The sequence below is a fragment of the Burkholderia pyrrocinia genome (genome assembly GCF_022809715.1).
GTDB classification, from domain to species: domain Bacteria; phylum Pseudomonadota; class Gammaproteobacteria; order Burkholderiales; family Burkholderiaceae; genus Burkholderia; species Burkholderia pyrrocinia_C.
Genome location: NZ_CP094460.1, coordinates 1,426,960 through 1,452,530 on the forward strand (window position 1 = coordinate 1,426,960; position 25,571 = coordinate 1,452,530).

General features: G+C 59.2%; 21 protein-coding genes. 5 read left to right on the plus strand and 16 right to left on the minus strand.

The annotated features are described in order from the left end of the window. Positions 1 to 66 precede the first annotated feature (66 nt). The 5 genes from MRS60_RS23330 to MRS60_RS23350 all read right to left on the minus strand — a co-directional run bounded on the left by MRS60_RS23330 (position 67) and on the right by MRS60_RS23350 (position 5,037). Complete coding sequence (locus tag MRS60_RS23330) at positions 67 to 768, minus strand: ABC transporter ATP-binding protein (RefSeq protein WP_011694813.1); 702 nt, start codon at positions 766 to 768, stop codon at positions 67 to 69. Beyond that, entirely contained in the window at positions 768 to 1,541 is a 774-nt protein-coding gene (livG, locus tag MRS60_RS23335) for a high-affinity branched-chain amino acid ABC transporter ATP-binding protein LivG (protein ID WP_034180686.1), read from the minus strand. Before livG ends, MRS60_RS23330 begins: the two co-directional genes overlap by 1 nt. Continuing rightward, entirely contained in the window at positions 1,538 to 2,809 is a 1,272-nt protein-coding gene (locus MRS60_RS23340) for a high-affinity branched-chain amino acid ABC transporter permease LivM (RefSeq protein ID WP_243566783.1), read from the minus strand. The genes livG and MRS60_RS23340 overlap by 4 nt, the downstream gene beginning before the upstream one ends. Before the next feature lie 11 nt (positions 2,810 to 2,820). After that, positions 2,821 to 3,747, minus strand: a complete 927-nt coding sequence (gene livH / locus MRS60_RS23345) for a high-affinity branched-chain amino acid ABC transporter permease LivH (RefSeq protein WP_034181013.1) — start codon at positions 3,745 to 3,747, stop codon at positions 2,821 to 2,823. A 171-nt stretch (positions 3,748 to 3,918) separates the two neighbouring features. Continuing rightward, positions 3,919 to 5,037 (minus strand): branched-chain amino acid ABC transporter substrate-binding protein, encoded by a 1,119-nt coding sequence (locus MRS60_RS23350; protein ID WP_047902577.1) that lies wholly within the window; start codon positions 5,035 to 5,037, stop codon positions 3,919 to 3,921. An 804-nt stretch (positions 5,038 to 5,841) separates the two neighbouring features. On the opposite strand from MRS60_RS23350, the gene MRS60_RS23355 reads away from it, so the two are divergent. After that, positions 5,842 to 6,465, plus strand: coding sequence for a hypothetical protein (locus MRS60_RS23355; protein WP_243566784.1), 624 nt, complete (start codon positions 5,842 to 5,844; stop codon positions 6,463 to 6,465). Positions 6,466 to 6,549: 84 nt separating this feature from the next. On the opposite strand, the gene MRS60_RS23360 is transcribed toward MRS60_RS23355, so the two are convergent. Beyond that, positions 6,550 to 6,768: a type I toxin-antitoxin system SymE family toxin gene (locus MRS60_RS23360; RefSeq protein ID WP_243566785.1), complete on the minus strand. Its 219-nt coding sequence runs from the start codon at positions 6,766 to 6,768 to the stop codon at positions 6,550 to 6,552. Between the two features lie 1,007 nt (positions 6,769 to 7,775). On the opposite strand from MRS60_RS23360, the gene MRS60_RS23365 reads away from it, so the two are divergent. The 4 genes from MRS60_RS23365 to MRS60_RS23380 all read left to right on the plus strand — a co-directional run bounded on the left by MRS60_RS23365 (position 7,776) and on the right by MRS60_RS23380 (position 12,411). Next, positions 7,776 to 9,176, plus strand: a complete 1,401-nt coding sequence (locus tag MRS60_RS23365; protein WP_175897666.1) for a radical SAM protein — start codon at positions 7,776 to 7,778, stop codon at positions 9,174 to 9,176. Beyond that, positions 9,169 to 9,777 (plus strand): 3'-5' exonuclease, encoded by a 609-nt coding sequence (locus MRS60_RS23370; protein ID WP_226128111.1) that lies wholly within the window; start codon positions 9,169 to 9,171, stop codon positions 9,775 to 9,777. The genes MRS60_RS23365 and MRS60_RS23370 overlap by 8 nt, the downstream gene beginning before the upstream one ends. Continuing rightward, a complete protein-coding gene (locus MRS60_RS23375; protein ID WP_243566786.1) occupies positions 9,777 to 10,364 on the plus strand; it encodes an AAA family ATPase in 588 nt (195 codons plus the stop codon). The genes MRS60_RS23370 and MRS60_RS23375 overlap by 1 nt, the downstream gene beginning before the upstream one ends. Positions 10,365 to 10,683: 319 nt before the next feature. Continuing rightward, a complete protein-coding gene (locus MRS60_RS23380; RefSeq protein ID WP_243566787.1) occupies positions 10,684 to 12,411 on the plus strand; it encodes a TIGR04141 family sporadically distributed protein in 1,728 nt (575 codons plus the stop codon). A gap of 215 nt (positions 12,412 to 12,626) precedes the next feature. Here the strand turns inward: MRS60_RS23380 and MRS60_RS23385 are convergent, their stop codons facing one another. The 10 genes from MRS60_RS23385 to MRS60_RS23430 form a co-directional block, all read right to left on the minus strand. Then, entirely contained in the window at positions 12,627 to 13,190 is a 564-nt protein-coding gene (locus MRS60_RS23385; RefSeq protein ID WP_243566788.1) for a hypothetical protein, read from the minus strand. A gap of 139 nt (positions 13,191 to 13,329) precedes the next feature. Continuing rightward, positions 13,330 to 13,743, minus strand: coding sequence for a hypothetical protein (locus MRS60_RS23390; protein WP_175897671.1), 414 nt, complete (start codon positions 13,741 to 13,743; stop codon positions 13,330 to 13,332). Between the two features lie 61 nt (positions 13,744 to 13,804). Further along, positions 13,805 to 14,353 carry an SMI1/KNR4 family protein gene (locus tag MRS60_RS23395; protein ID WP_226128047.1) on the minus strand — a complete coding sequence of 183 codons (549 nt, stop codon included), beginning with the start codon at positions 14,351 to 14,353 and terminating at the stop codon, positions 13,805 to 13,807. Between the two features lie 252 nt (positions 14,354 to 14,605). Continuing rightward, the gene (locus tag MRS60_RS23400; RefSeq protein WP_432207849.1) at positions 14,606 to 14,911 is read right to left on the minus strand and encodes a DUF7716 domain-containing protein; all 306 of its coding nucleotides are present in this window, start codon (positions 14,909 to 14,911) and stop codon (positions 14,606 to 14,608) included. A gap of 98 nt (positions 14,912 to 15,009) precedes the next feature. After that, on the minus strand, positions 15,010 to 15,762 hold the full coding sequence (locus MRS60_RS23405) for a macro domain-containing protein (RefSeq protein ID WP_243566790.1): 753 nt from the start codon (positions 15,760 to 15,762) through the stop codon (positions 15,010 to 15,012). Then, a complete protein-coding gene (locus MRS60_RS23410) occupies positions 15,759 to 20,081 on the minus strand; it encodes an RHS repeat-associated core domain-containing protein (protein WP_243566791.1) in 4,323 nt (1,440 codons plus the stop codon). Before MRS60_RS23410 ends, MRS60_RS23405 begins: the two co-directional genes overlap by 4 nt. Beyond that, positions 20,078 to 20,536 carry a DcrB-related protein gene (locus tag MRS60_RS23415; protein ID WP_175747174.1) on the minus strand — a complete coding sequence of 153 codons (459 nt, stop codon included), beginning with the start codon at positions 20,534 to 20,536 and terminating at the stop codon, positions 20,078 to 20,080. Before MRS60_RS23415 ends, MRS60_RS23410 begins: the two co-directional genes overlap by 4 nt. A gap of 17 nt (positions 20,537 to 20,553) precedes the next feature. Beyond that, entirely contained in the window at positions 20,554 to 22,692 is a 2,139-nt protein-coding gene (locus MRS60_RS23420; RefSeq protein WP_105391663.1) for a type VI secretion system Vgr family protein, read from the minus strand. Positions 22,693 to 22,825: 133 nt separating this feature from the next. Further along, on the minus strand, positions 22,826 to 24,700 hold the full coding sequence (tssF, locus tag MRS60_RS23425) for a type VI secretion system baseplate subunit TssF (protein ID WP_243566792.1): 1,875 nt from the start codon (positions 24,698 to 24,700) through the stop codon (positions 22,826 to 22,828). A 346-nt stretch (positions 24,701 to 25,046) separates the two neighbouring features. Next, the gene (locus MRS60_RS23430; RefSeq protein ID WP_034180698.1) at positions 25,047 to 25,556 is read right to left on the minus strand and encodes an OmpA family protein; all 510 of its coding nucleotides are present in this window, start codon (positions 25,554 to 25,556) and stop codon (positions 25,047 to 25,049) included. Positions 25,557 to 25,571 lie beyond the last annotated feature (15 nt).

Genomic DNA, 25,571 nt, shown 5'->3' on the forward strand with positions numbered 1-25,571 from the left:
AGAAGAAGACCACGCCAATCAGATCAGCACCGCCGCCGGCCCGTTGCAGGCCGGCGGCATCGACCATCAACCGCCGAGATAAGCCTGCTTGATCCGATCATTAGCAAGCAAATTCGCGCCCGTATCGGCAAGCACCACGCGCCCCGTTTCGAGCACATACCCGCGATCGGCCACGCCCAGCGCCTTGTTCGCATTCTGCTCGACGAGGAACACCGTAACGCCTTCGTCGCGAATCGTCCGGATGATGTCGAAGATCTGCGCGATCACGAGCGGCGCGAGGCCGAGCGTCGGTTCATCGAGCAACAGCAGACGCGGCTTGCTCATCAGCGCACGGCCGATCGCCAGCATCTGCTGCTCGCCGCCCGACATCGTGCCGGCCCGCTGCGTCGCACGTTCCTTCAAGCGCGGAAACAGCTTGAACACGTGCTCGATGCCGTCGTCGATCTCGTGACGGCTCGCGAAGAACCCGCCCATCTTCAGGTTCTCGAGCACCGTCAGGCTCGGAAACACGCGCCGCCCTTCCGGCGAAATCGCCATCCCCTGCCGCATGATCTGGTGCGTCGACATCGCGGTGATGTCGTTGCCCTCGAACAGCACGCGGCCCGACGATGCGCGCGGCGTGCCGCACACGGTCATCATCAGCGTCGTCTTGCCGGCGCCGTTGCTGCCGATCAGCGTGACGATCTCGCCCTTGTTCACCTCGATCGACACGCCCGCGAGCGCCTCGACCGCGCCGTAGTGCGTATGGACCTGTTCCAGCTTCAGCATCACTCTTCCCCCAGATACGCCTTGATCACGCGCGGGTCGTTGCGGACCGCTTCCGGCGTGCCGATCACGATCGGCCGGCCGTGCTCCATCACGAGGATGCGGTCCGACACGCCCATCACGAGGCTCATGTCGTGTTCGATCAGCAGCACCGACACGCCGAACTCGCGGCGCAGCTTGTCGATCAGATGCTGCAGTTCGATCTTTTCCTGCGGGTTGAGGCCGGCCGCCGGCTCGTCGAGCATCAGCAGACGCGGCTCGGTGATCATGCAACGCGCGATCTCGAGACGCCGCTGGTGCCCGTACGACAGCGTGCCGGCCGGCCGGTTGGCGACCGACTTCAGCCCCATCCGTTCGAGCCACACGGCCGCGCGTTCGAGCGCTTCCTTCTCGGCGCGGCGATACGCGGGCGTCGAGAACAGGCCTGGCAGCAACCCCGCCTTCACCTTGCGATGCTGCGCGACGAGCAGGTTCTCGACGACCGTCAGCGACTTGAACAGGCGAATGTTCTGGAACGTGCGCACCAGGCCCTTCACCGCGATCTTGTGGCTCGGCAGCCCCGCGATCGGGTGGCCGTCGAGCACGACGTCGCCGCCGGTCGGCTTGTAGAAGCCGCCGACGCAGTTGAACACCGTGGTCTTGCCCGCGCCGTTCGGCCCGATGATCGCGAACACCTCGTCGCGGCGCACGTCGAAATCGATGCCGTCCACCGCGAGCAACCCGCCGAAGCGCATCTGCAGCCCGGCGACCTTCAACAGTTCTGCATTCGCGCTCATTGGGGCAGCTCCACGTGGGGACGGCTCGCGGGCAGCAGGCCCTGCGGACGCCACATCATCATCAACACCATCACCAGACCGAAGATCAGCATCCGGTACTCGGCGAAGCCGCGCGCGACTTCCGGCAGCACGGTCAGCAGGATCGCCGCGAGAATCACGCCGAGCTGCGAGCCCATCCCGCCGAGCACGACGATCGCGAGGATCAGCGCCGATTCGATGAAGGTGAACGATTCGGGATTCACGAGGCCCTGGCGCGCCGCGAAGAACGCGCCGCCGATACCCGCGAACGATGCGCCGAGCGTGAACGCCGACAGCTTGATGCGCGTCGGGTTCAGGCCCAGCGAACGGCACGCGATCTCGTCGTCGCGCAGCGCTTCCCACGCACGGCCCATCGGCATGCGGATCAGACGGCTCGTCACGAACAGCGTGAAGCCGACCAGCAGCAGCGCGATCAGGTACAGGAAGATCACCATGTGCTCGCCGCTGTATTCCAGCCCGATCAGCTCATGGAAGGTCTTCGCGCCTTCGACGCTCGCCGAGCGCGCCATCTCGAAGCCGAACACCGTCGGCTTCGCGATGCCCGAGATGCCGTCCGGGCCGCCCGTGAGGCTCGTCAGGTTGTTCGCGAGCAGGCGGATGATTTCGCCGAAGCCGAGCGTGACGATCGCGAGATAGTCGCCGCGCAGCCGCAGCACCGGGAAGCCGAGCAGGAAGCCGAACGTCGCCGCCGCGATCGCGGCGAGCGGCAGGCACTCCCAGAACGACAGCCCGAAATACTGGTTCAGCATCGCGTACGTATAGCCGCCGACCGCGTAGAACCCGACATAACCGAGATCGAGCAGCCCTGCGAAACCGACCACGATGTTCAGCCCGAGGCCGAGGATCACGTAGATCAGCGCGAGCGTCGCGACGTCCACCGCGCCGCGCGAACCGAAGAACGGCCACACGAGCCCGACCGCGAGCAGCACCCACACGACCACGCGCTGCTGCTGCGCGCCCATCGCGGGCATCGCAGGCAGCTTCACCGCCGATTTCGCGCGCACGAGCCACGGCTTGAACAACTGGAACAGGAACACGGCCGCGACCGCGATCCACACCGGCCGCCAGTGCGGCGTGAGCACGACCTGATAGCCGTCGAGCTTCAGCTGCAGGCCGAGCACCGGGATCGTGAGGATCGCCGTCAGGAACGCGGCGGCCGTGGCATTTTTCAGCGCCTGGCCGAACGAAGCGTCGGCGGCCGGGCGGCGAACGGAAATGACTGTACTCATCTGCGTCTCCGTCAAACCTTTTCGATGTCCGACTTGCCGAGCAGGCCGGTCGGGCGGAACAGCAGGATCAGCACGAGCAGGCCGAACGCAACGACGTCCTTGTACTCGGCCGGCATGTAGCCTGCGGCGAAGGTTTCTGCGAGGCCGAGCAGCACGCCGCCGAGCATCGCGCCCGGGATGCTGCCGATCCCGCCGAGCACCGCGGCGGTGAACGCCTTGATGCCCGCGACGAAGCCGATATACGGATTCAGCTTGCCGATCGTCAGCCCGATCAGCACGCCGCCGACGGCGGCCAGCATCGCGCCGAGCACGAACGTGAACGAGATCACGCGGTTCGTGTCGATGCCGAGCAGGTTCGCCATCTTCATGTCCTCGGCGCACGCGCGGCACGCACGGCCCATCCGCGAATGCGAGATGAACAGCGTGAGCGCGATCATCAGCACGATCGTCACGCAGACGATCAGCAGACGCGCATATGGAACGGTCACGTCGAAGTCGCCGCCGAGATGAATCTCGAACGCGCCGGAGATCAGCACCGGCACGGACACGTCGCGCGCGCCCTGGCCGATCTGCACGTAGTTCTGCAGGAAGATCGACATGCCGATCGCGGAGATCAGCGGCACGAGGCGCGGGCCGCCGCGCAGCGGCCGATACGCGACGCGCTCGACCGCGAAGCCGTACAGGCCCGTGACGATCACCGACACGATCAGTGCGGCGCCGAGCACGAGCGGCAGCGGATAGCCGGCGGAGATGCCGATGGCGGTCAGGGTCACGAGGCCCACGTACGCGCCGATCATGTAGATCTCGCCGTGGGCGAAGTTGATCATGCCGATGATGCCGTAGACCATCGAATAGCCGATGGCGATCAGCGCATAGATCGCACCCAGCGTCAGGCCGTTGACCAGCTGCTGGGCGAATTGCGGAAAGAAGTCAGTCATGTGCGGGAAGCTCCCGTTGGCGCCGCGTCGCGTGCCGCGCCGGATCACGGCTGCGGCCGCGCGCAACGCACGGTGTCGTCTCGGGCCGCCCGTTGGCCGCGGAACGGCCGAATGCGCACGCGCTCCGCCCGGGTGACGGGCAGAGCGGGTGCGCGGGGCGGGTACTCCGTATTACTTGGCGGCGGTCTTCGTCGCGTCCTTGTGCCACGTGTACACGACGAACTTGAACGCCTTCAGGTCGCCCTGTGCGTCATACGACACCTTGCCGATCGGCGTGTCGAACGTCGTCTTGTGCATGTACGCGGCGACCTTGGTCGGATCGGTCGTCTTCGCGCCCGCGATCGCGTCGGCGATGATCTTCACCGCTGCGTACGACGGCATCTGGAACGGGCCGTTCGGGTCGCGCTTCTTGTCCGCGAACGCCTTCACGAGCGCCGCGTTGGCCGGGTCGGCCGAGAAGTCTGCCGGCAGCGTGACGAGCATGCCTTCCGAAGCCGGGCCGGCGATCGCCGTCACGTCCTTGTTGCCCACGCCTTCAGGGCCCATGAACGTTGCCTTCACGCCCTGCTCGCGCGCCTGGCGCATCAGCAGACCCATTTCCGGGTGGTAGCCGCCGAAGTAGACGAAATCGACGCCTTGCGACTTCAGCTTCGTGATGATCGCCGAGTAGTCCGAATCGCCGGCGTTGATGCCTTCGAACAGCACGACCGGGATCTTCGCGGCTTCGAGATCCTTCTTCACCGACGACGCGATGCCCTGGCCGTACGACTGCTTGTCGTGCAGCACCGCGACCTTCTTCGGCTTCACGTTGTTGATGATGAAGTGCGCGGCGGCCGGGCCTTGCTGGTCGTCGCGGCCGATCGTGCGGAAGATGAAGTGGCGCTTCTTGCCTTCGGTCAGCTGCGGCGCGGTGGCCGACGGCGTGACCATCACGATGCCTTCGTTCTCGTAGATGTCGGATGCGGGGATCGTCGACCCCGAGCACACGTGGCCGATCACGTACTTGATCTTCTGGCTGACGATCTTGTTCGCGACGGCGACGGCCTGCTTCGGTTCGCAGGCGTCGTCCATCAGCACGACTTCGAACTTGTTGCCGCCCGCACCGCCTGCCGCGTTGATCTGCTCGATCGCGGTCAGCGCGCCGGCCTTCACCATGTCGCCATATTGGGCGACCGAGCCGCTCATCGGACCAGCGATGGCGATCTTCACGGTTTCCGCTTGCGCGGCGGCGGCGCCCGCGGCGAACAGCACGGCGGCGACGGAAATGGACGTAAGACGGGACAGCGTCATCTGGGAGCTCCTCGATGTTGTTTAGTCATACGGGCAAAGGCGGCATGACTTGCGCAATCGAACAGCACCCGGGGCGAGGACATGGGACACGCCCGAGACACATAGAAGACGGAACTCCGGCGGAATGTTGCGTAGCGGGGCCCGGCTCTTGCAGTCCCCGGAGGGGACGTCTGGTTCGGAAAGACATCGTGATGCGTCTTGCATTGCGCAAGCGTTTCGCCTGCCCCGCTTGCCAAATCGCTTGATCGGAGGGATGGTCCGACAGCTGTTGGCAAGGCAGCCGAAATTATATGGGCGTTTTTAAATTGTCTGTCAAAAATGCCGGTCGACTGAGGGAAAACACGTAGGGATGGGGTGGCGACCGGAGGGCAACCGAGTGGGGGCGAGAACGTTTGCTTTCGGTGCAATCGGGTTGCGCTGGCGGGGGTTAGTTTGGGTGGTTGCCTTGCTGGGCATGGTGTTCGGCGATGTTGGATTGTTCGTGGAGCGTGTTTGGCCTACTAAGGGTCCGATCGCTGAAAATCAATCAGCTGACGATTTGAAGGGGAAGCACCAACAAGGGGCGCTCGGCGTGGGCGGTAAATCCTTCTGTTTGCCGACATTTCAGGCGACTTAGAAAGCTATTTGATATTTGTGTGAAATAATACGAATTCGCCTCTGCAATCCAGCCAGCCTTCCTGCGAGTCGCGCCCGCCGCGCCTCGCCGTCGCCTCAGGGCCGCTTCGACGCCCGTCCGTCGTTCAGTCTCGCCAGCCAGTGATCTGCCGTTTTTGCTCAATGCACATCACCTGATTGGGATCGCCGATGAATCATCCTTTTCGCTTGTCTTCTGCCGCCGCGTTTGCGTGTGCGCTTTCTGTTTCCGCTGCCGATGCTGCGGGGCACGATACGCTCGTCGAGCGGTCGGCAGGGGCAAATGTGTTTCGTTCGGAGCGGCGTGCTGCTGTTCGCGATGATGGGCATGCGGCACGTATGAACCGTCGCCGCGTGCAGTACGCTGCGCCCGTGGAGCGTAGTCCGTTCGATACGCCTGATACGCGGCCGTTGCGTGTGTCGGGCGATAGGCTTGTGGCACCGCCGCCTTCGTCGGAGCACGAACCCGATTTGGTATTGCCCCCGAATCGCGTCGCGCTCGGCGCAGGTGGCAGCGATAGTCTTGGCCGCGCGTTGCCTGGATATGAACAGCGCGAGCAAAACTGGAACGAGTACCTGCGAGATAACGGCTCGCGGCCAGCTGGCGGCGGCGGCTCGTATGCGCCGACGCGGCCGTACGATGCCGCGCGCGGTCCGCACGGTACGCCGAATCCGTTCGACCCGTCGGTGCCGCAACCGGAGACGCGCACGTTCTATGACAACGGCGCGGGCACGCATTGCACGGCTACCGGCGGTGCGAGGACGTCGCGGTCGTCTTGCAATATCGCCTGGTGATGCGTTGGGGCGGCTGGTAGCAGCACCCTACCCGGCGCGCTGCGCGACTTCGCGCAGCGCGGCCGCATCTCGCGGCGATGCCTTTTACAACTGCGTGATGATCAGCCGGCCAGGCTCAATATCGATTCGCGCCTTTCGGCCCGGGACAAAACACGCATCGCTGATCAGCCACATTCCACCAATCTTCATGTACGGGAAGAACTTCTCCGGCTTGAGGTCGGTTTTCGGCGTACCCCACATTTCCTGGATCGTTACGAAACGTTCCGTCTTCGGTGGTCGTGCTTTATGATTCGGCTTAGCCATGGGCAACTCCTGCTTAGTTGGCTGTGGTTAGCGGGTCGTGAGTGTTGGTAGCACTTGCGGCCCGCGCTCGTTTACTGCGGCGTTTTTATGGTTCGGATTCCTCCTTTGTTGGTGGGTCGATGGAAATGAGGGTTCGACGTGTGGTTCAGGACGTGCGACGTATCCATCCGCGCGCGCGATCAACATCGGCTGGACATTGCCTATTAGACAGTGTTCTTTGCTTGGGCACACGTTAGCCGGTGGTTATAGGCAGACATTGAGGTCAATCACACGGCCATTGCGAGAGGTGATGGCGAACGTCGATCCGTCACAGTAAGCAATTGACCAGAATTTGACGCTTCGACACAGTTCGATTGGAACGGACGAACTGTATGAGTCTGCTCAATCTTTGTTGTCGTGCGGGGACACCGGAAATTGCTTGCGGATGATGTCCGGCCTCAGCATCTCGCTCTGACCTATATCGACCCGTTTGTGCCGCACAAACAAGTCCCCTATGAGGCGGCGACCGGACGGTCATCCTCTTGCTGCTGCAGACGACATGTGTAGTTGTGCCCCCCTGCCATGGCAAGATATCTCTTCGGTTTACGGGGATAGAAGAATAGCGCTGTCGTTGCGATTGCGCTGATATGTACTGGCGACAGCCAGGGTACTGCACTGGCATTGGCAGGCCTTATTCCTAGCTGTCCTGTTGTTGTCCGCCATACCCGTGTTTACCCAGACCCGCCTTCGTGGTGCACCCGTACTCGTGTGCCTTTGACTCCAAAACGCGGCCTCGAATGGCAGTTCGTCTTGGTGCATATGCTCGAAGCAATCGGCAACGACTCGTCACATTCAACTGACTATTGCTTTAAAAGCTAGGCAGTGGCATTTTAGAAGACTTCGTTGAGGACGCAGCGCAGGGTTTGGTCCTCTCAAGAATTCACTAAAAGTTTGTGCAACGCATTGGATTTCGACATGCCGTCGCGCAAAAGATAATGTGCCCGCTACGCGGGGCGATGTGAGACCAAATGAACCACACCGGGCGCCGAGTTTTCCTGGCGCATAATTCTTGTTTAAATTCGAGCTACGATCTTAACGTACTAAAAGTAGGGCTCGAACGCGATGGCTTCGTCATCGTTGATCAGCCTGAGCTTGCCGATGAAGTGATTTTTTCCGGGTGCTCTGTACGATCCACTTGGGTGGATGACGCCATAAGCCAGATTCGCCAGATCAGTTCACGGGCGTCAGATGCAAAGATCACAGTGACAGGCTGTATCGCAAACGTAAGTGCCGACGTTGTAAGCGCGGCTATCGCGAGCCGTCCTATCAACTTTCAGTCGCACGCGGACATCCTACGCAACCGCACCGGCCAAGACTTTCGAGCACTCGATCGAGACATTTCTCAGGATACGGCGCACGATTTCGAAGGCAACGTGGACAACGGATTGACTCAAATGCGGCGACGAGTCGGAACCGCGAAGGCCGAGGTGCTCGCACGACTCGAACAACTGGATCGTGAGCATGGAACCGCGCTGGCGAGTTTGTACAGACGTACAACGAAGGGGTTCGTTTTCTACCACGAGGAGGAGTCGGCCGAACTCATCACAGTGACGCGAAGCTGCCTGTTCCGTTGTTCGTTCTGCAGCATTCCACGGGGAAGAGGTGATTTTGAGTCGGTACCCATCGACGACATCCTGAGAAAAGCATCTGCCGCACTCGACCGTGGCGTCAAACGACTGATTCTCGTAGGTGACGAAGTAGGGAACTATGGCGCAGAGGGAACCGGACCAAGGTTTGCCGACCTGTTGCAAGCGCTGGTGGCGCTCAGTCCTCAGATGCGTCTGTCGATCCGATACATCGAGCCAAAGCCGTTCATGAAGAACGCCGAGCTTCTGAAGAGTCTCTGCGACTCAGGAAACATCGATCTTCTCTACGTGTCACTTCAAAGTGGTTCTGAGAAGATACTTAGAGCCATGAACCGCAATCCGGATTTGTCGAAGATTTCGGACGCGTATGCAACCTTCCGGAACACCACTGACGTCGTGTTCTACTGCAACTGGATGGTCGGGTTTCCCGGCGAAACCGAGAACGACTTTCAGCAAACATTGAAGCTCGCTCGAGCACTAAACTTACATATCAACGTCGCTATCCCTTTCTCGGCAAGGCCCGGTACGCCAGCTGAGCACCATGCTGACCAGATCGACGATAAAACCAAGGAGTATCGGCTGTCGCGTCTGAGCCTCGAGCTAGCAAATATGAAAGCAGCGATGTTTGAGCAGCAACTGAGTTTCCTAGACGATGAGGCCCGTCGGTCGTTGCTTCAACAAATCAAGCTTGCAGAAATGCAGCAATATCAGGCGGGGCTGGTTGAAGAAAGGCCCTTAGTGTTCCAGAAACGATTGCAGACGAGTGACGGTGGAAATGCTTGATACGCAATGGACCCAGTGGGATTTCGCTGTCGTTGATGTAGAGGGAAACGGCGAGACGCCCCAAGAGATCATCGAGCTCGCGATATTTCATATCAGTGCCGGTGAGCTTATGCCTCAGCACGATGAGTGGCTTGTTCGCCCCCAAAAACCCGTGACGGCCCAGGCGACCGCGTTCCACGGTATCAAAAATGAGATGCTGGCGGGGCAGCCAAGCCTGTCCGATGTCGCGGAACAAGTGTTTGCGGCTTTGGGCTCTAAAATCGTGATCGGTCACAACGTGCGCGTGGACGTTGAACTTCTGAAGAAGGCCATCCCGAACTGGCACCCAGTCCTCGTCCTGGACACGCTCAAATTAGCTCGCGCAGTGCATCCCAGTGCTCGATCTTACGCTTTGTCATCTCTCGTATCGGAGCGGCAAATCGACATTCACTCAAGCACTTTTCACCGAGCGTCCGGCGACGCACGCGCAACGGCCTATTTGTTCCTCGACTTGATCAAAACACTCGAGGCTTCAAGGCGAGCTACGCTCAGGAAGCTCGTCGACATTGCAGCTATCGAGACGCCTGAATTCATCAACAATCAGCAACAGGACCTATTCTAATGGCGCAGATGATCGGCATTACGGGTACACACTCGACGGGAAAATCAACGTTTTTCGAGAAAGTGCGCGAACAGGCGGAACGCCGCGGGCTTCACGTGGCGAGGGTGGGCGATGTCGCGACGCGCTGTCAAGCTGCCGGATTTCCCATCTTGCGCGACCATACCTTCGAAAGCACGCTTTGGATCATCGCGTCAGTTATTTCGAGCGAGCTAGAGCATGAACTGAAGTGTGATTTGATTCTCGTAGATCGCCCGGCATCAGATGCGATTGGCTATCTTGAGGCCGCACTTGTATCAACACGTCGCACTATCACCGCGGCGGAGCGGAACTATCTGTACACGCTCGTCGGATTGCATTCATCGCGTTACGCGATGCTCTTCAAGACAGAACTCGACAAAACGATCCCGTTGGGCGATGGTCGTGACCCAGATCAAGCTTTCCGGGCAGCAGCCGACGAGCATATAGCTCGTTCGCTGAAGGAGTTAGGCATTCCGACGCACAACCCTGAGGCGCCGGAGTCGCAGCGTCTTGTAGAAGATTTTTTGGACAAGATTTCGAGGTCAGCCATTAAAAGAGTCAACGCGTAGTCACAGTATGGATCGCTAGTCCTAGCGATCATAGAGGCAGCATACAAATATGTGAGCGGAAAAGAAATTGGGATTACGACAAAGCGCGCATGGGGAGCAATCACATGGAGTTGATGTATGCAACATTGATACGGGGCAATACACACCTCTTACTCAGAACGCGACTAGGCTTATCTCAAGGAGGACGGCGTAGTTGTGGTGTCTATCGATCGCTCTTTGGACGTTCTTCCTTCCTGTGGATGACTGTATTGACTCCAAAAATAAAAGGTACAAAATCCGCTGACATGCCACAACAGAACTTGACGTTTGGCTAAAAATCATGACCTCACGGGCGGCGGGGGCAGCGATGAGAGAGTATCAAACCAAAAGCGAACACTTGACCATTTACCTAATCAAGGACTCGGCACTACGCGACGAACAGATAATCGAAACCGGCAAAGCAAAGAGACCTGTCGATTTGAAAATCTCGTCGGGAAGTGCTCGCCTGTATGTCAAGGACGGCCCGCCGCCAACGAAACCCGCTTGGGCGAATTTCTTAATAGCGAATCAAGAAGTACCAGAAGATCTGTTCGAAGGCAGGCGCTCAGAAGGTGCAGCACTGATTTTTCGGGCAGAAAGCGCGGTTTTCGTCCTTACATTCGGGACGGGCTTCCATCTGCTTGAGCTTGACTTCGTCGTGCGTGACTTTGGCCTCCGTGTGGCGCTCGGCTCGATCGATCCAGACAAGTTGAAGAGCTTGGACAAATCGAGCTACGCGTCGAATCCCTTGAATATGAGAAGTCAGAGCCCAAAGGACGTCGACATCTTCGATTTGCTTATCAACACGGAAACCGATCTGGTCTATGCAATCACCGGGGCGTCGACCGAACCCTTGTTCGGAAGCCACATCACCGGTCGCGACGCTTTGACGATTGCGCCAGAGATCACGTTCAACGACTTGCCAAAGGTGCTGACCGAAGCGCTGCGCCGCTACAGCAGCGGGGTGCCTGAGCGATTTTCATGGATCGAAGATCTGCGACGTGTCAAGGACAGCGACACGCTGGAAATACTCGACATGGAGCTAACGGAGCTGCTGCAAATGGACGACCTTCCCGACAACGTGTGGCTCGGCGAACCAGAAATCGTCGATTGGGAATCGCAGATTGGCTACTCGTTCGATTTACGCGAGCGAACTCTGGTTCACAAGACGCTTCAATTGCATCAGTTGATTGAATACATGGTTGACGCAGGTGAAGAACTCACCGCTGCAGCACTGCGAAGTCGCGTCATATACCCGATTGACGAACATTTCGCACCCTTGCGCAAATGGTCGGCCTATCGCTGCTTGTATGCCGAAATCGCGAGCGGCCCCGAAACATACATTCTCCGCAACGGCGATTGGCATCAGGTCAAACAAAGCTTTATTCAACGGGTGGAAGGGCAGCTCTCAAAGCTTGAAGTTGACACAATAGAAATGCCAGCCTTTAAGCACGATAGTGAAACTGCATACAACGCGAGCGTGGCTTCCGATTCCACCGGCTATGAACTGCTTGATCGAAAGACGGTTCAATTCGGAGGTGCTTACGACAAGATCGAATTTTGCGACCTTGTCCGAAATGGACGTGACCTGATCCATGTGAAAGTCTACAAGAACTCGGCGACCCTGAGCCACCTGTTCGCGCAAGGCAGTGTAGCAGCCGAAGCCTTCGTCGCGGACGAAGTCTTCCGGGCGAAGCTGAATGAACAGCTTCCGGCTGGAATCAAGCTTCGCGATCCCACCGCCCGGCCCAATGCGAGCGATTATCGGATCGTCTACGCCATCGTAACAACGAAAAATCTTCCCCAGGCTTTGCCGTTTTTCTCGAAAGTGACATTGAAGAATGCAATCGCCAGCCTCATCGCCTTGGGCTTCGGCGTCGCCATCGCGAGAATCGCTATCGATCCAGAGTTCGCCAGCACAGCATCCTGTAAGCCATCGCGCCGGGCGCGAGCCGCGGCGCCCGCATTAGCCCAGTTGGTGCAGACGCCAGATCGGCGACCGAGGCCTCCGGCGGCATCTCAAGCCTGAAGCACTAAACCGACCGACTCAGACAATTCCGCCTGATCGCCGCGTTAGAGTTCAGACCGTTACTGCTTGCCGCCCAGAGGCGCTGGCTTGACGAATGCGCCGCCGGCAAGGACTCGCCTTTCCCCACAGAAAGTGCACGTCGCGGAAAGGCGGCCTCTCAGCTCGCTCTGCAAACCGATCGTGTCCCACGGGTAACCCGCCCTCGATTTCATGATTTATGAACGGCCAAGACGTAATAATCGTTCGTGGTATTCTGCTTTATCGCCCACACCAACCCTCCCACACTGAAGATCATCAATAAATTCTGCTTGTGCAAGAATTTCCTGTTCAACAGGGAATTTTATGTCAGCCAAAAGAATTTCGAACGCCTCCAGATAGTCAATTCTATTGGTAACCTGCTCCGCACAGCTTGCGAGATCGGCCGTCGAGTGAGTACGAACCCAAGCAGAAAGAAAAGACAGTGCGGCCAATAGATCCAATGCTCCTTGGGCGGCTGCATCATCACTCATACTGATTTCATCTACATCCCACTCGCGAATATTCAAGTCCGAGAAATCAGCCCCTGCCTCACCCCCTTCCCAAACACCATCAAGTCCTTTGATGATTCGCGCACGAATGTCTGATGCCGACAAATCGGAATAACGAGACAGAAAGTCAAATATTGACCTTTCTCCAGCGAGTGCGAAGCAGCACCACGCGGCAAATTTCAGTTGACCTGCTGAGTCGAGCGTGGCGAGTTCCCGGGCCAAATTTTCTTTATGCTCAGTGACTGTAGTCATTTAACATCCCTTGGCCTCGTCGATGCGCGACCGACAATAGATACCGGGGACGCCCCATTGGAACTCAACCTGCAAAGCTCCTTACCAAGCAGCCCCGCCCCATTTGAAAAAATACTGATAATAATCCTCTTATATCACATCAAAGATAATCTCTCTTTCTGATTTGAATCACTTTTTTCGAGGAATCGAAATCACCGCCATACATCACGATACCGCCGAGGAACAAATGATTAACAAAGAAATCCACCAGCCTTACATCGACAAATTCGTCAAGGAGAATTGATACGAAGGAATATTTACCGAGAAATCGAGCATTTTCATGAAACTCCAGTTGCATCTCGCGTGGGAAAATAACAATCTGCACCAACCCGCCGCATTGCGAACTTCCCTGGTCATTCAACTCTATCGTCGGCTCATTCAGTCTCTCGTCGTCTTCGAGGTAAACGCAAGTCTGAATCGAGAGATATCCGCCCTTCAATTTGAAGGTGACGGCATTTGTATTCAATACATCATAGACAAAATCAACCCCTACGGAATGTATCGTGACCTTCATCACAATCCCTTCATCACAATCCCTTCATCACAAGCATTTGCAATTTTTCGGTCGAACCTAGTTAATCTTCCGGCCATTCACTCGAGTCAAAATTAGCATCTCCGCTCAACTGGTTCATGAACGATTCAAACGAACTCGCCAGGACGATCTGAACTGCCGCGTGATTCTCTTCTGCACTCAAATCCGGATCGAGAGCATCAGTAGCATAAAAGACAACTTCCCCATCACTCATATCAATACAAAAGAAGTTTCCGCCCGGGTCATGGGCAAATGGAAGTAAATTAGCTGGGATTACGCCTCGACCGAACATCACTCTATAGTGCTCAAGGAGCAATGAATCTTTCGTTTCGTAAGCTGAAGTGTTGTATTTTATCGGATAAAACCCGACGACCTCGAGAGGCTCACCACAATCTTCATTTTTGAACAGGGCATTGACAGGATTTCCTCCGTTACTTGCCAGATACTGCACGCGAAATGCCACCGGCAATGTGTATCCCAGGTCTTTTTCGACATTTTCAAAATCAACAACACTGATTCCCGAGGCACAGTTTGCGAATTTTCCAACCTCCATCGCCCCTCCTTCAAACGTGACCTTTCTGTCCCTGAGCATTGCTTTCTTCCCAACAGCAACTACACTTTCGGGTTCGAACCTCGCACACAATTGATTGTCAAGTTGCCCAACCAATCCAGCGCGCGGGTAAGTTTCTTAGCATTAGCCTCGCGTCACCAACTATACACTCCCACCCCAATCGCCCGACCACAATATCTCTCATGACGCCACGCACACCCCGCCATCAACGGGAAATCTGATTATTTTTAAAACAATGCCCGCCGACAAATAAATATCAAATTTTAGCCATCCCTACGGGCTGTAGAAATCATCTTTTTCACGATAGTAGTTAATTGCACATATAACATCCTTCACATCCGCAACTGGATTGCGCTTCCGCTCGAAATTAACTATTTCTCGAAAAGTCTCCATGTCGAATAGCTGCCGCATACCTCTATCCTTCGCAATTTTTGGCAAATGCGTTCCTGGAGCAACATCTTCGAGTTCGTCATCCCCTTCAAGCACGAGGATCTTCGCATGCCATGGATCAGCCACCCAAGCGCTCTGATTAATAAAAAGAGCCGAGTCCCAATCAAGACCATCTAGATCGTTAAGCAAGTCCTGGATTAAGTTATAAGTTTTCGTGAAAACCTCTCAAATCAACGGAAATCTGACCAGCGATTCCAGTCCTGCCCCAAGGGCATAACGGAGATTGACTATGAAAGTCTAAGAACTTTGCAAGTCAATTTATAGTACGAAAAAACCTCAGTGATTTCTTCTGAAATAATTTCCCAATTTCCACCACCAAGCCCGGCACCGATCATGGGCATTTGCACCGAAAGTCGATTGGCCAAAGCAAATTCGCAAATTTGATTGAGGCAATTCCTGAGATCGGGGTACGAGACGTATTGAGTAATATCCCGGCTATTCTTGCGAATCCCGTCTTGAGAAACCATGTTTGCGACATATATTCTATTTTCGTCATCTACAGATAGAAATTGAACCATTCCGAGTGGAGGTCGTTGTTCACCTCGGAACAGGTCGAGATAACTATCCCGCGCGACGGTGTATTTTTTGCCGAGGGAAACGACAAAGCCACGCCCCCACTTGCCGCGATTATTTACCACATGAGCTATAAGGGTTGAATTTTGTTGTGGTACAGCTGCGTCCCCAACTCCGTAGATGATCGCTTGCTCTTGCGGAGGATTGCCCACGGCAGCCTTCCAGGCATGCTCGAAATCTTCCTTTTTAATTTCGTCATCTGGAGAAATGTCGAGTTCGCCCTTCATTCCATCAAAGAGCAAAAAGCCCACATCAGAATTCCAATCTTGTACGGATGAGGATGTGTAGGCAATCCCATTATCAGGATGGCTGATCTGACGCGTCGCGACGCCGTCGATAAATTCCGTATAAATCTCTCCGGAGCCGCACGGAAATTCTGTCTTGGAGTGAAAATACTCTTTTTTCATGAGCAACTTGATCCGCTTCTTTTTATGCGATTCGAAATATCAAGTGGCCCTTTCCCTTCAACCAAGAAAGTTCCAGGGCGGGGCTCCTTGACATCCAAGCCTGTAACATCTACTTCAACATAATGCGTGATGCTATTAAGCTTTCGGGCATCACCGTAAATATTTGCCGCAAGCTGTCCTAGCGACATCTTTCCAGTTCCGGCGGCGTCTGCCATAGTCCTACCACCAATCATATCGGGGGATATATCCGTGAAATACTGACCATCTCCAAATCTTGCATGTACGGGACCCTGTGATGCATTCAAATGACCGCTACTCGTAATGCCCTCTAAGCCATCCTGCGTTGTGTAGTGATAAAGCGTTGTTATGTCGTCGCCGGTCAGTCCCCACGGATCAATCCACGAGACAGGGTTGGGCGCGTACCGATAGAGGTTCGTTCCACCCACCAGCCCAATCGGATCCTGATTGATGAATCGTCCAATGTCCGGATCGTAATACCGAAAGGTGTTGTAGTGCAGCCCGGTCTCGCGGTCCAGATACTGCCCCTGGAAGCGCAGGTTCTGCGGTCGCGGCATGTCAGCAGACGTAGGCGCGACTACCAGCGTTTCCCCCCAAGACGGCGTCGACCGCAGCGGCGCCCGAGCATTCCACTCCTCCTGCACCGCGTTGCCCCACACCTTGTAGCGGGCCTGCCAGATCAACTCGCCGTCCGCGTTGGTCAGTTCCTCCGGCAACCCCGATACGTCGTTGTGGAAATAGTAGACAGCATCCCTTGCGTTGCCATCGTTGGCCGCCTTGCCGTGGTCGATCCTCGCAAGCGGCACGTAGCCGTTGGACTCGTACAAGTACGTCAGTGCTTCCTCGCCCTGACGGTCGTGATACGTCTCCTGCACGAGCCGCATGCCATCCCACAGGAAATCCGTACTCGCGTACCCGCCATTGAGCTTACGAATCCGGCGACCGAACGCGTCGTATTCGAAATGCGTCGTCGATATGCCAAGGCGGTCCTTCGTCACGACGGTCTTCAGTTGGTTCCAATCGTCGTATTCAAGGACCAGTTCCTTGGCGGGCCCGTGACCGCTCAGCTTGCGAACAAGCCGCCCATACGCGTCGTATTCGAAGCGCTTGTCTTCGAACATCTTGAGTCGGTTGTGCTCGACATAGCCGCCCGGATGATCGCTCGATACAAGGTTCGCAGCCGCATCCCAACGGAATACCTCGGACGGCAACCCCGGCCCCATCGCCTGCTCGATGCGCCCGGTCGGATCGTAGCGATAGCTGGTCGTGCCGTAGCGCTGGTCGCGCTTCTGGATCACATCACCGGCCGCATCGTATTGCCACTGCTTGGCAAGCAGCGCCTCCACTGCGGCGCCACGCTGTGCGGCAAATCGCGCGCGGCGGCCGACCGCGTCATATCCAAATTGGCTGGTCAGTCGGCCCTGCGTGCGCAGCACTTCTCGATGCAGGTCGTCGCGTTCGATGTCGGTGATCGCCGCACCGTCAACACGGATCTGGTGCACGTGACCGGAGCCGTAATGCAGCCAGTCGATCGTGCGCTCGCCGGAAATCGTGGTGCTGACGCGATTGCCAAGCTCGTCGTAAGTGTGCGCGAGCCAGCCGGTCGGGGTGTATTCCTCCAGCACCTCGCCACGCGCGTCGTATTTCAGGTTGACGCGATTCTTCAGCGACGGGCCGCGCGCAGTGAGCGTATGCAACTCACCGGACGTGATTCGGCTAGCCTTGTCGTACAGGTATTCGCAACGCTCGCGCCCGGATGCCTTGGCCGTCAGCCGCCCGAGCGCGTCGCGCTCGTAGGTGGTCTGACGTTTCCCCTCTCTAAGCGCGATGCCCTGTCCACGAACATCGTACTCGTACGAGCGGACGCTACCGTCCAGCCCAACCTCTTCGCTCAGAAGATCACGTCGGTCGTAACGGAAGCGATAAGACTCACGGTTCTCATTGGTCAAACTCGCCAGCCTGAACGCATCGTCGTAACCGAACCGCACGACACGATCAGCCGCATCAGTACGCGACAGCAGCAGCCCCCGCGCATTGATTTCATAGCGCGTGCTGCGTTGATTCGCATCGACAACTTCGACGAGACGCCCGGCTGCGTCGTAACGAAACGTCTGCCGGGCGCCATCGGCCGTCCCGATCCCCGTAACACGCCCCATCGCATCCGTTTCATACACGGTGGCCTGTCCCGCCGCATCGGTCACGCGCGCGAGTCCGCCACGTGCGTCATACGCAAACCGCGTGACCTTGCCGGAACAATCCGTGTACGAGGTCAGCTGTGCACGGCCATTCCATTCGAGGAACTTGTACCCCCCACGTGCATCGCGAATCGTGTGCACCAACCCACGCTCGTCCCGGTGATACTCAGTCGCAGATCCCGCCGGATCGCGCGTCATCGTCAAGTTGCCGCGATCGTCGTAGCGGTAGATCCAGCGCGAATTGGCCGGATCGGTTTCCGCGACCGGCAGGTCGTAGTACGCGTTCCATTCGGTACGCTCAACCTGACCCAGTGCATCTATGCGCTGAGTCTGACGCCCCCGCTCGTCATATTCGAAGCGGGTCGTATGCCCGGCCGGATCGGTCGTACTGACCAACTGCCGCATCGCGTTCCACTCGAATTGCCAAACATGGCCTTCGGCATCCGTATGGCTCGTCGGCTGCTGATCCTCGTTCCACGTCCAGTGCGTAACGCGACCGATCTGGTCGGTGATCGTCACCGTACGCTGCGCAAGGTCCGCGTCGAACGTGTACGCCTCACCGTCGTCGGTCCAGTGGCGCACGACACGCGCGTCGCGGCCGATACCTTGCCACGCATAAAAGCACTGCAAGCCGCCGCGTAAAGTGTGCTGAACCATCAGCCCACGCTCATAAGCGAAGCGCCGCCCGGTGTGGCCACTGCGATCAGTAACGGCCACCAACTCGCCGGCATCGTTGTACGCGTAACGCACCAGCGTGTCGGGTTGCTCACCGTCCACACCACGAGTCAGCTCGATCGTGGCAATGCGTCGCGGCTGCGATTTATCGTAGACCAGCGTCAGCAAGCGACCAGCGCTGTCATGCAGCCGGCCCGGCCGCACAACCTCATCGGCCGCCTCTTGCTCCACCTCGATCCAGTTACCGTTGCGATCCTCGAGACGCCACAGCTTGAGCACCTCGCTGTCCGCATCGCTGCGAGCACGGCCGAAATCGCGATACAAACCGTCGACCGTCTCAACCACGTAGTGGCCGCCGGCCGTACAGATCAGGTAAATGCCTTCGGGAACGCTGAAATGGCTCTCGCCCGGCGGCACCGCCGGGAACACGATGTCGCGCCCCTGCTCATCCCAATACGTAATCGACGTGACCGCGCCATGCTCACGCGCGAGTCTCAGCTCAACGCTGATCGGCACGCTCCATCCCGGCCCGAACAGGCTGTCAGCACGATCATCGTGACTGCTGTAAAAACGTCGCCACACGATCGGCAGCGGCCCGGGCAATGCGAAATCGGTATCGTCCGTGCCATCGAGAATCTTGCCGCCGGTAATGACGTTGACCGGGTGGCCGGCCGACGGCCTCGCCAAACTGCCGAGCCACGTACCGAAGGCACCCGCCGCAAAATTGATCGCGAGGCAAGGCAGCTTGCCTTTCAGAAACTGCCCCCAGCTCATCTTCCCGCGGCCGCAAACCGCCAGCGCAATCCCAAGCGCCGCCCCCAGCCATCCGAGCCGGGAAGCCGACTTCACGTCCCGCACCCGCTGGGTGCCGCCGCCGATGAAAACGTTATCGGAACCTTCGGCGATCGTCCCGTCGCAAGTCGTCTTGTCGCCGACGCGCGCGGCCGGATGATCGTTGATATAAACGCTCCCCGACCCATCGGCGATCATCTGCGGCCCAGGATGATCCGTACACGCGACGGTATCGAGATCCCCCGGCTTCGCCGCCCGCGCCGCCGGCTTGTTGTTGACGTAAACGTTCCCCGACCCGCTCGCGATCTTGCCTTTGATCTCGGGCGGCACGATCGAATTGGCTAGCGCCTTCGCGCCGTCGTCGATGGCCTCGTTCATCCCGCTCGCTTCCATCAGCGCGCCCGAGCCGACCGCCACCCCCACGCCGATCGCAATCACGAGCGGCGTCGCCAACCCTGCCGTGCCGATCTCGAGCGCAGCGAGGCCGGCGAACACCAGCCCCTCCATCGCCTCCGCCACCAATGCACCGACGATGGCACCGCCGACCACCGACCCGACCGTGCCGACAAGCTCACCCAGAAACGACGTGTGCTGGATCGGATCTTCGAAGCGCGCGGCCGCGAAGTTTTCCGCGCTCACGACGCGTCACCCGGTCCGAGCAGGGTCGGTCGCGCCGCGCGCGGCTGAAAACTGGCGAGCATACGGTCGGCGATCGCCTGCTGCTCGTCGGTCAGCGGTGCCGCGCTGGTCAGCGTCATCACGAGCACGCGGCCGGCGTCGTCCGACGGGAACATGGTCTGCACCTGATGCCAGAGCCGGCCATCCCGCTCGTGCGTGGAATCGATCTGGATGCCCGAACGGCCCGCCACCGTCACCGGCCGGCGCGCCTTCTCGGTGAGCATCCTGGCATCGCGCGACGCCACTTCCCATTCGCGCGCGACGAACGCATCGATATCTTCCCCGTCGCGCAGCCGCCCACGGGCGATCACGAGGTTGAGGCCGCCGGGGCCGGCGTTCATCACGAGGATGTTGACGGTGCGGTCGAGCGCCGCGTCCGGCAGTTCGAAGGTGCCTTCGTGGATTGCGTAGTGCATGGCTGGTTTTGTTCGTGTTATTTGTTGAGATCGATGCGCTGGCCGTTGACCATCACGCCGTCGTCGGTCATCAGGATCACTGAGCCCTTGTGCTCGAGGCGAATGCCTTCGGGCGCGAGCGAGATCGAGCTGTCCTGCACCTTCAGCAGGATGCCGCGCTCGGCCACGTAGACCTGCGTGCCGCCGCCGCCATCCTTGGCAGGCGTCGTCACTTCGACCGTGGTTGCGGTGGTACTGCGCTTCTCGGAAATCGTCTCGGTCAGGTTGCCCTGCGGAATCTGCTTTTCTTCGCTGCCCGTCGCCACCAGCACGGTACGCATCGGCCCCAGCACCTTGTGCGTCTCGTTGTTCTCGACCACGGTGTTCATGTCCTTCTGCGCGTGCATGAAGAATTCCTGCATGCCGTTCGTGTCGGTCATGCGGATCTCGTTCGACCCCTGCCCCTTGTGCGTCTGGCTCTTGATCCCCATCGTCTGGCCGGCCGCACCGTGGTACGGGTTGCCTTGCTCGCCGTTGAACACGCGGCCCACGATCACCGGGTTATCCGGATCGCCCTGATTGAACGCCACGAGCACTTCCTGCTTGATCCGCGGAATCGCGGCCGCGCCCCAGCCATCGCCCGCCCACGGTTGCGACACGCGCACCCACATCGAGTCGGAGCCGTCCTTCTTGCCGCGCCGGTCCCACGGGAAGTGCACCTTCACCGCGCTCCCGTTGGTGTAGATTTCCTCGCCCTTCGGACCGACGACGATCGCCGACTGCGTACCGTGAATCACCGGTTTCGGCGTGCCGCGCGGCGCACGGTACGGAATCTTCTTCGGCAGCAACGCGAAGCTGTTGCGGTACGGCAGTTTTGCGCTGTGCTGCGTGTAGTCGTTTACCGCCTCGTGACGCACGTGCAGGATCACGTATTCCTGGTTGTTCTCGAGCACCGGGTGATTCGCCACGTTGACGGCGCCGGCCGTGGTCATGCGCCACGCGTAGCCGCCGCCGGTATAGCGATGGGCCTGCGCCTCCTCGGCCTCCATCGCAAAGCGCGCGTAACGGTTGCCGTCGTCGCCGTGGTCGTACAGCGACTGGTGCTCGAACCGCTCGGTCGAGTCGAGCCGCGCGTGCTTGAGGTTCTGCGGGCCGGCTTCCACCAGCATCAGCGGCGACGACGGATTCTGATGATTGAAGTCGCGGAACGTGACCTTGCCGACGCCAAAGCGCCGGCCTTCGTGCAACTGGTCGATGCCGCTGTCCTCACTCGCCTCGGTGGCGGCGAACGGCACAGTTGCCAGGCCGTCGATCGGACGGAACAGCAAATTCGTGTCGCCGATCACGAGCATGTGCTTGTCCTTCTCGTAGCGGTGCGTCCAGACCAGCCCTTCCTGCTCCATCAACCGCGCGCAGAAGTTGTAGTAGCTCTCCTGGTACATCACCACGTATTCGAGCGGTTTCTGGCTCGTCCGGATGTCGAACACGAAGTCGGAGAATCCGTGTTCCTGGAAAATCTCGGTGAGGATGTCCTGCGCGGTCTTGTTCTGGAAAATCCGGCAGTCGGTCGAGCGCGTCAGGAACCAGAACCACGGCACCGCCGTCAGGTGGTACTGCGTGACATTCCCGGGATTGCCGGCGCGGTCGAACGACGCGACGTAGCCGTCGAAGTAACGGTCGTTCTCGCCGGCACCCGATGCAACGACGCGTTCGAGCGTCGACAGGCGCGCCTGCTGATCGAACCGGATCTTGACCTGCTGGCCGATCAGGTCGTCGGGGCGCAGGTCGTGGCGATGCGACAGCAGGTCGAGGTGGATTTCCGGCAAGCGGTTCACGTACTCGTCGACGACGGCGGCGCTGACCAGCAGCACATCCGGGCCGAGCGGCGTATCGAGCGTCACGTAGCGATTGAGCTGGGTCAGGCGCGCGGGGTTGGCAGCGCCGTTGATCGCTTCGGCAACCGCGCCGGGCGTCTTGTCCATCAGCGAAAAGCCGGTCTGTGCGAGCTGCATCGCACGCTGGACGGTGTCGACGTGCCCGGCGAGGCCCGCGAGCGGCCCGAGGCTCCCGGCAACACTCGAGGCGACCGGGCCTGCCAGGCCGCCGAGCGCGCTCAAGGAGCCGAGCGCACTGCCGCCCAAACCATTGGGAATACCCCCGTTCGGAGCGAAACTCATTCTTGTTCCTTGCGTGTGATCTCAGGTTCCGTGGACCGGCTGGCCGGCCCGAAGCCACGATAATGTAGGACAAAATCCGACCGCGCGAAAGGCACCCGCAAACGTTTCCGTTCGAGCCCCGAAAATCGAAAACCTAGACCAGTGGCTGGACGCCGGCGCACGGTTGCCCACGGCGAAGCAGCGCGCCGGTATGTGCCGAAAACAGCACAATCTGCACGAAACTGGTGACAGGAACGTGGGGGGCGAAGAACCGATCCATCACGTGCGCGAATCCGCCAAGACTGAACCCGGCGAAACGCTGCTCATCGACCACCAACCGCACTTCGAGCCCCTGCACGAACGCCGACGCCGGCTTGCCGGGCATCCAGCGCCGAACGCGTGCGGTCGACAACGACACGAGCGCGTCGAAGCGCCGCCCGGCGTCGACCGAGCATTCCGCCCAGCGGGCGCAGAGCTGCGTCAGTTGGGCCAGACCGCCTTTGTCGAGGCGAATCGCGTGCGGCACGAGCAAAGACAACACATTCCACAGCTCGCCATAGCGGAAAGCCGGCGGCCGGCTCCGGGTCGGCCGGTTCAACAGCGCGATCGTCCCCACCGGATCGCCCGCGCGCAACGCCAGCTCGCGCTCCTGCATCCCGGACAGATCGCCCTGGGTACAGGAAAGCCGGATCGCCAGTTTGCGACGCCCGGGATCGGCAGGTTGGCCGTCCCGGTCGATCAGTGCCAGTTCGACGCCGCGGAGCAGGTCTGCAATCTCGTCCGGGGACGGCGTCTTGCCCGCCTTTTTGTCCTTGGGATCGACAGGCTTCTTCGGCGCCCGCCGAGCCTCGTCGCGCAACACGACCCAGTACAGCCCGAGGTGGGCACCCATCCCATGCTGCAACGATTGGAACGGCGGCAGCAGCGACGTACCCGCGTCGGAAGTCTCGCGAACCGTGTCGATCGACCAGATGTTCGTCTGCGACGCGTTCTTCTGTTCCAGCGATTTCACCGGGTAATACGAACAACCGGTATAAGTCTCAATCGGCTCGGCGTCGTCCGGGAAAAGGTTGATCACGGGCGTACAGAACAAGCGCACATGTTCAGCCGTCGCGGCAGCCAGGCGTTGCGCCCGATGGGAGTCCGGATGCACGCCGGCGATCGCCAGGTGCAGCGCGACGCGACGACTGCCGCCCGCGATCCGCTTGAGCGGTCGCATATCCAGCTCGACAAAATCGAAGCGTTCCGGGACGGCGCAGTACTCCATCAGCAGGTGAAAAGGCCCGAGCGCGTCGTCACGCGGCATATCGAGCAGCGCATCGGCCGGCTCGAGGCCGACGGCCGTGAATACCGCGTTCGGAAGACGCTTCCAGCGTCCGGATTCGTCGGCCTCGGCGAAACCGCGTACGGCAAACAGCAGGACGGCGTCCGTGAGTGCCGCGACGATCTCGCGCGCGCCGGTGAAGTGCAGACGCAACCTGTCCGGCACGATCGCGAACGTGGCTTCAGGCGAGGTCAGCTCAAACGTGACAGTCAGCAAGCCGGTCGTTTCGGACGGCAACGCCGCATCGCGCGGCGCAATCGCCGACGTCGTGTAACGCACATCCGAAACGGCCAGCGGCACGATCGCGACTTCATCCGTCATGCGAAATACTTCACGATCGGCCGGTGCAACCAGGTGTTCGCCGCGCGGGATGACGCGGGGCACGGTCTGTTGGCTGGTTCGGTCGACATGAAATTGTGCAATCGCGCAGGAAGGAAACGGGCGCAAGAACGCACCGTGCAGCGTCTCGAGAAGGCTACGCGTAAACGCGGGCACATCATCCTCGAGACGAATGGCGTGAGACGACGACATCAATGCGAACGACTGCAACAGACGTTCGACGTGCGGATCTTCGGAATGCTCGCCGGTGATTGCCAGGCGAGCGGCGATTTTAGGAAAACGCTGCGAGAACGTCTGCATTGAACCACGCAGCAGCGCCATCTCGCGTTCGAAGTGCGGAAGCAGATTCTTGGGATCGATGGTCATACACGTTCCGGTCGTCGCCGCGTTCGCCAAGTGGCGATGCGGAGTTCAAGAAAACGAGCGGAACGATTCTATTCGGGCAACTGATAATCTCGTTTCGAATTTATTGAGCGGCCGCCGATCTCCAGTCAAGCTTCAGCCAATGATCCGTCCCATAAGCCTTGAACATAAAGGTCCGCTGCTTGTGGGCAGACGCTCAGGTGCCTGCATGGCAATGATGGCAAACAGTTACAACTGACCGCACCGAGACATTCCTGTATCCGTGTTTTCAGGAACAGGCTGAGCGGCTTGCTTGTCGCCGTGCAAAGCACGCGTCATCTCGACATACCCGCGCACGACGCCCCTCTCCTCACCTCGGCGAAACAACAATCGCCGCCCGCCGATTCTGTGCCCTCCCTGCCGGCGTCCGGTTATCCCCCACCGGATCGCGCTTCCCTTTCCCGACTACCGCAATGCGCTTCGCATCCAGCCCGACATCGACAAGCTCGATCGCCACGACCTCAGCCCGCCGCCTGGACAACTCGAGGTCGTAATCGTCCGCCCCCTCCCGATCCGAGTACCCATAAACCCGCACCCCGTTAATCTCCGCCGACCTGAGCGTGCGCCCGATCCTTTCGACGATCCGCCGCACATCAGGCTTGAGGTTATAGCGGTCGAAATCGAACAGGATCGGCCCGGTCGAGCCGAACTCGAAACCCTGTTCGGTCTCGTGGAAACCGGCCGACTTGAGCGTCGTGACTTGCGTCTGCGTCAGCCCACGATGAAGCGGCGGCGTCTTGCAGCCCACAAGCAGCATGCACAGCAGCAGCGCGCTGCCGATGCACATCCGCTCCATGCTCACAGGAAACGAGTGGTTCATTTCGCATCCCCTTCG

Bases quoted from the DNA above. Each gene is read 5' to 3' on its own strand.
- MRS60_RS23330 (WP_011694813.1), bottom strand. From the start codon at position 768: ATGCTGAAGCTGGAACAGGTCCATACGCACTACGGCGCGGTCGAGGCG.
- livG (WP_034180686.1), bottom strand. From the start codon at position 1,541: ATGAGCGCGAATGCAGAACTGTTGAAGGTCGCCGGGCTGCAGATGCGC.
- MRS60_RS23340 (WP_243566783.1), bottom strand. From the start codon at position 2,809: ATGAGTACAGTCATTTCCGTTCGCCGCCCGGCCGCCGACGCTTCGTTC.
- livH (WP_034181013.1), bottom strand. From the start codon at position 3,747: ATGACTGACTTCTTTCCGCAATTCGCCCAGCAGCTGGTCAACGGCCTG.
- MRS60_RS23350 (WP_047902577.1), bottom strand. From the start codon at position 5,037: ATGACGCTGTCCCGTCTTACGTCCATTTCCGTCGCCGCCGTGCTGTTC.
- MRS60_RS23355 (WP_243566784.1), top strand. From the start codon at position 5,842: ATGAATCATCCTTTTCGCTTGTCTTCTGCCGCCGCGTTTGCGTGTGCG.
- MRS60_RS23360 (WP_243566785.1), bottom strand. From the start codon at position 6,768: ATGGCTAAGCCGAATCATAAAGCACGACCACCGAAGACGGAACGTTTC.
- MRS60_RS23365 (WP_175897666.1), top strand. From the start codon at position 7,776: ATGAACCACACCGGGCGCCGAGTTTTCCTGGCGCATAATTCTTGTTTA.
- MRS60_RS23370 (WP_226128111.1), top strand. From the start codon at position 9,169: ATGCTTGATACGCAATGGACCCAGTGGGATTTCGCTGTCGTTGATGTA.
- MRS60_RS23375 (WP_243566786.1), top strand. From the start codon at position 9,777: ATGGCGCAGATGATCGGCATTACGGGTACACACTCGACGGGAAAATCA.
- MRS60_RS23380 (WP_243566787.1), top strand. From the start codon at position 10,684: ATGACCTCACGGGCGGCGGGGGCAGCGATGAGAGAGTATCAAACCAAA.
- MRS60_RS23385 (WP_243566788.1), bottom strand. From the start codon at position 13,190: ATGACTACAGTCACTGAGCATAAAGAAAATTTGGCCCGGGAACTCGCC.
- MRS60_RS23390 (WP_175897671.1), bottom strand. From the start codon at position 13,743: ATGAAGGTCACGATACATTCCGTAGGGGTTGATTTTGTCTATGATGTA.
- MRS60_RS23395 (WP_226128047.1), bottom strand. From the start codon at position 14,353: ATGCTCAGGGACAGAAAGGTCACGTTTGAAGGAGGGGCGATGGAGGTT.
- MRS60_RS23405 (WP_243566790.1), bottom strand. From the start codon at position 15,762: ATGAAAAAAGAGTATTTTCACTCCAAGACAGAATTTCCGTGCGGCTCC.
- MRS60_RS23415 (WP_175747174.1), bottom strand. From the start codon at position 20,536: ATGCACTACGCAATCCACGAAGGCACCTTCGAACTGCCGGACGCGGCG.
- MRS60_RS23420 (WP_105391663.1), bottom strand. From the start codon at position 22,692: ATGAGTTTCGCTCCGAACGGGGGTATTCCCAATGGTTTGGGCGGCAGT.
- tssF (WP_243566792.1), bottom strand. From the start codon at position 24,700: ATGACCATCGATCCCAAGAATCTGCTTCCGCACTTCGAACGCGAGATG.
- MRS60_RS23430 (WP_034180698.1), bottom strand. From the start codon at position 25,556: ATGAACCACTCGTTTCCTGTGAGCATGGAGCGGATGTGCATCGGCAGC.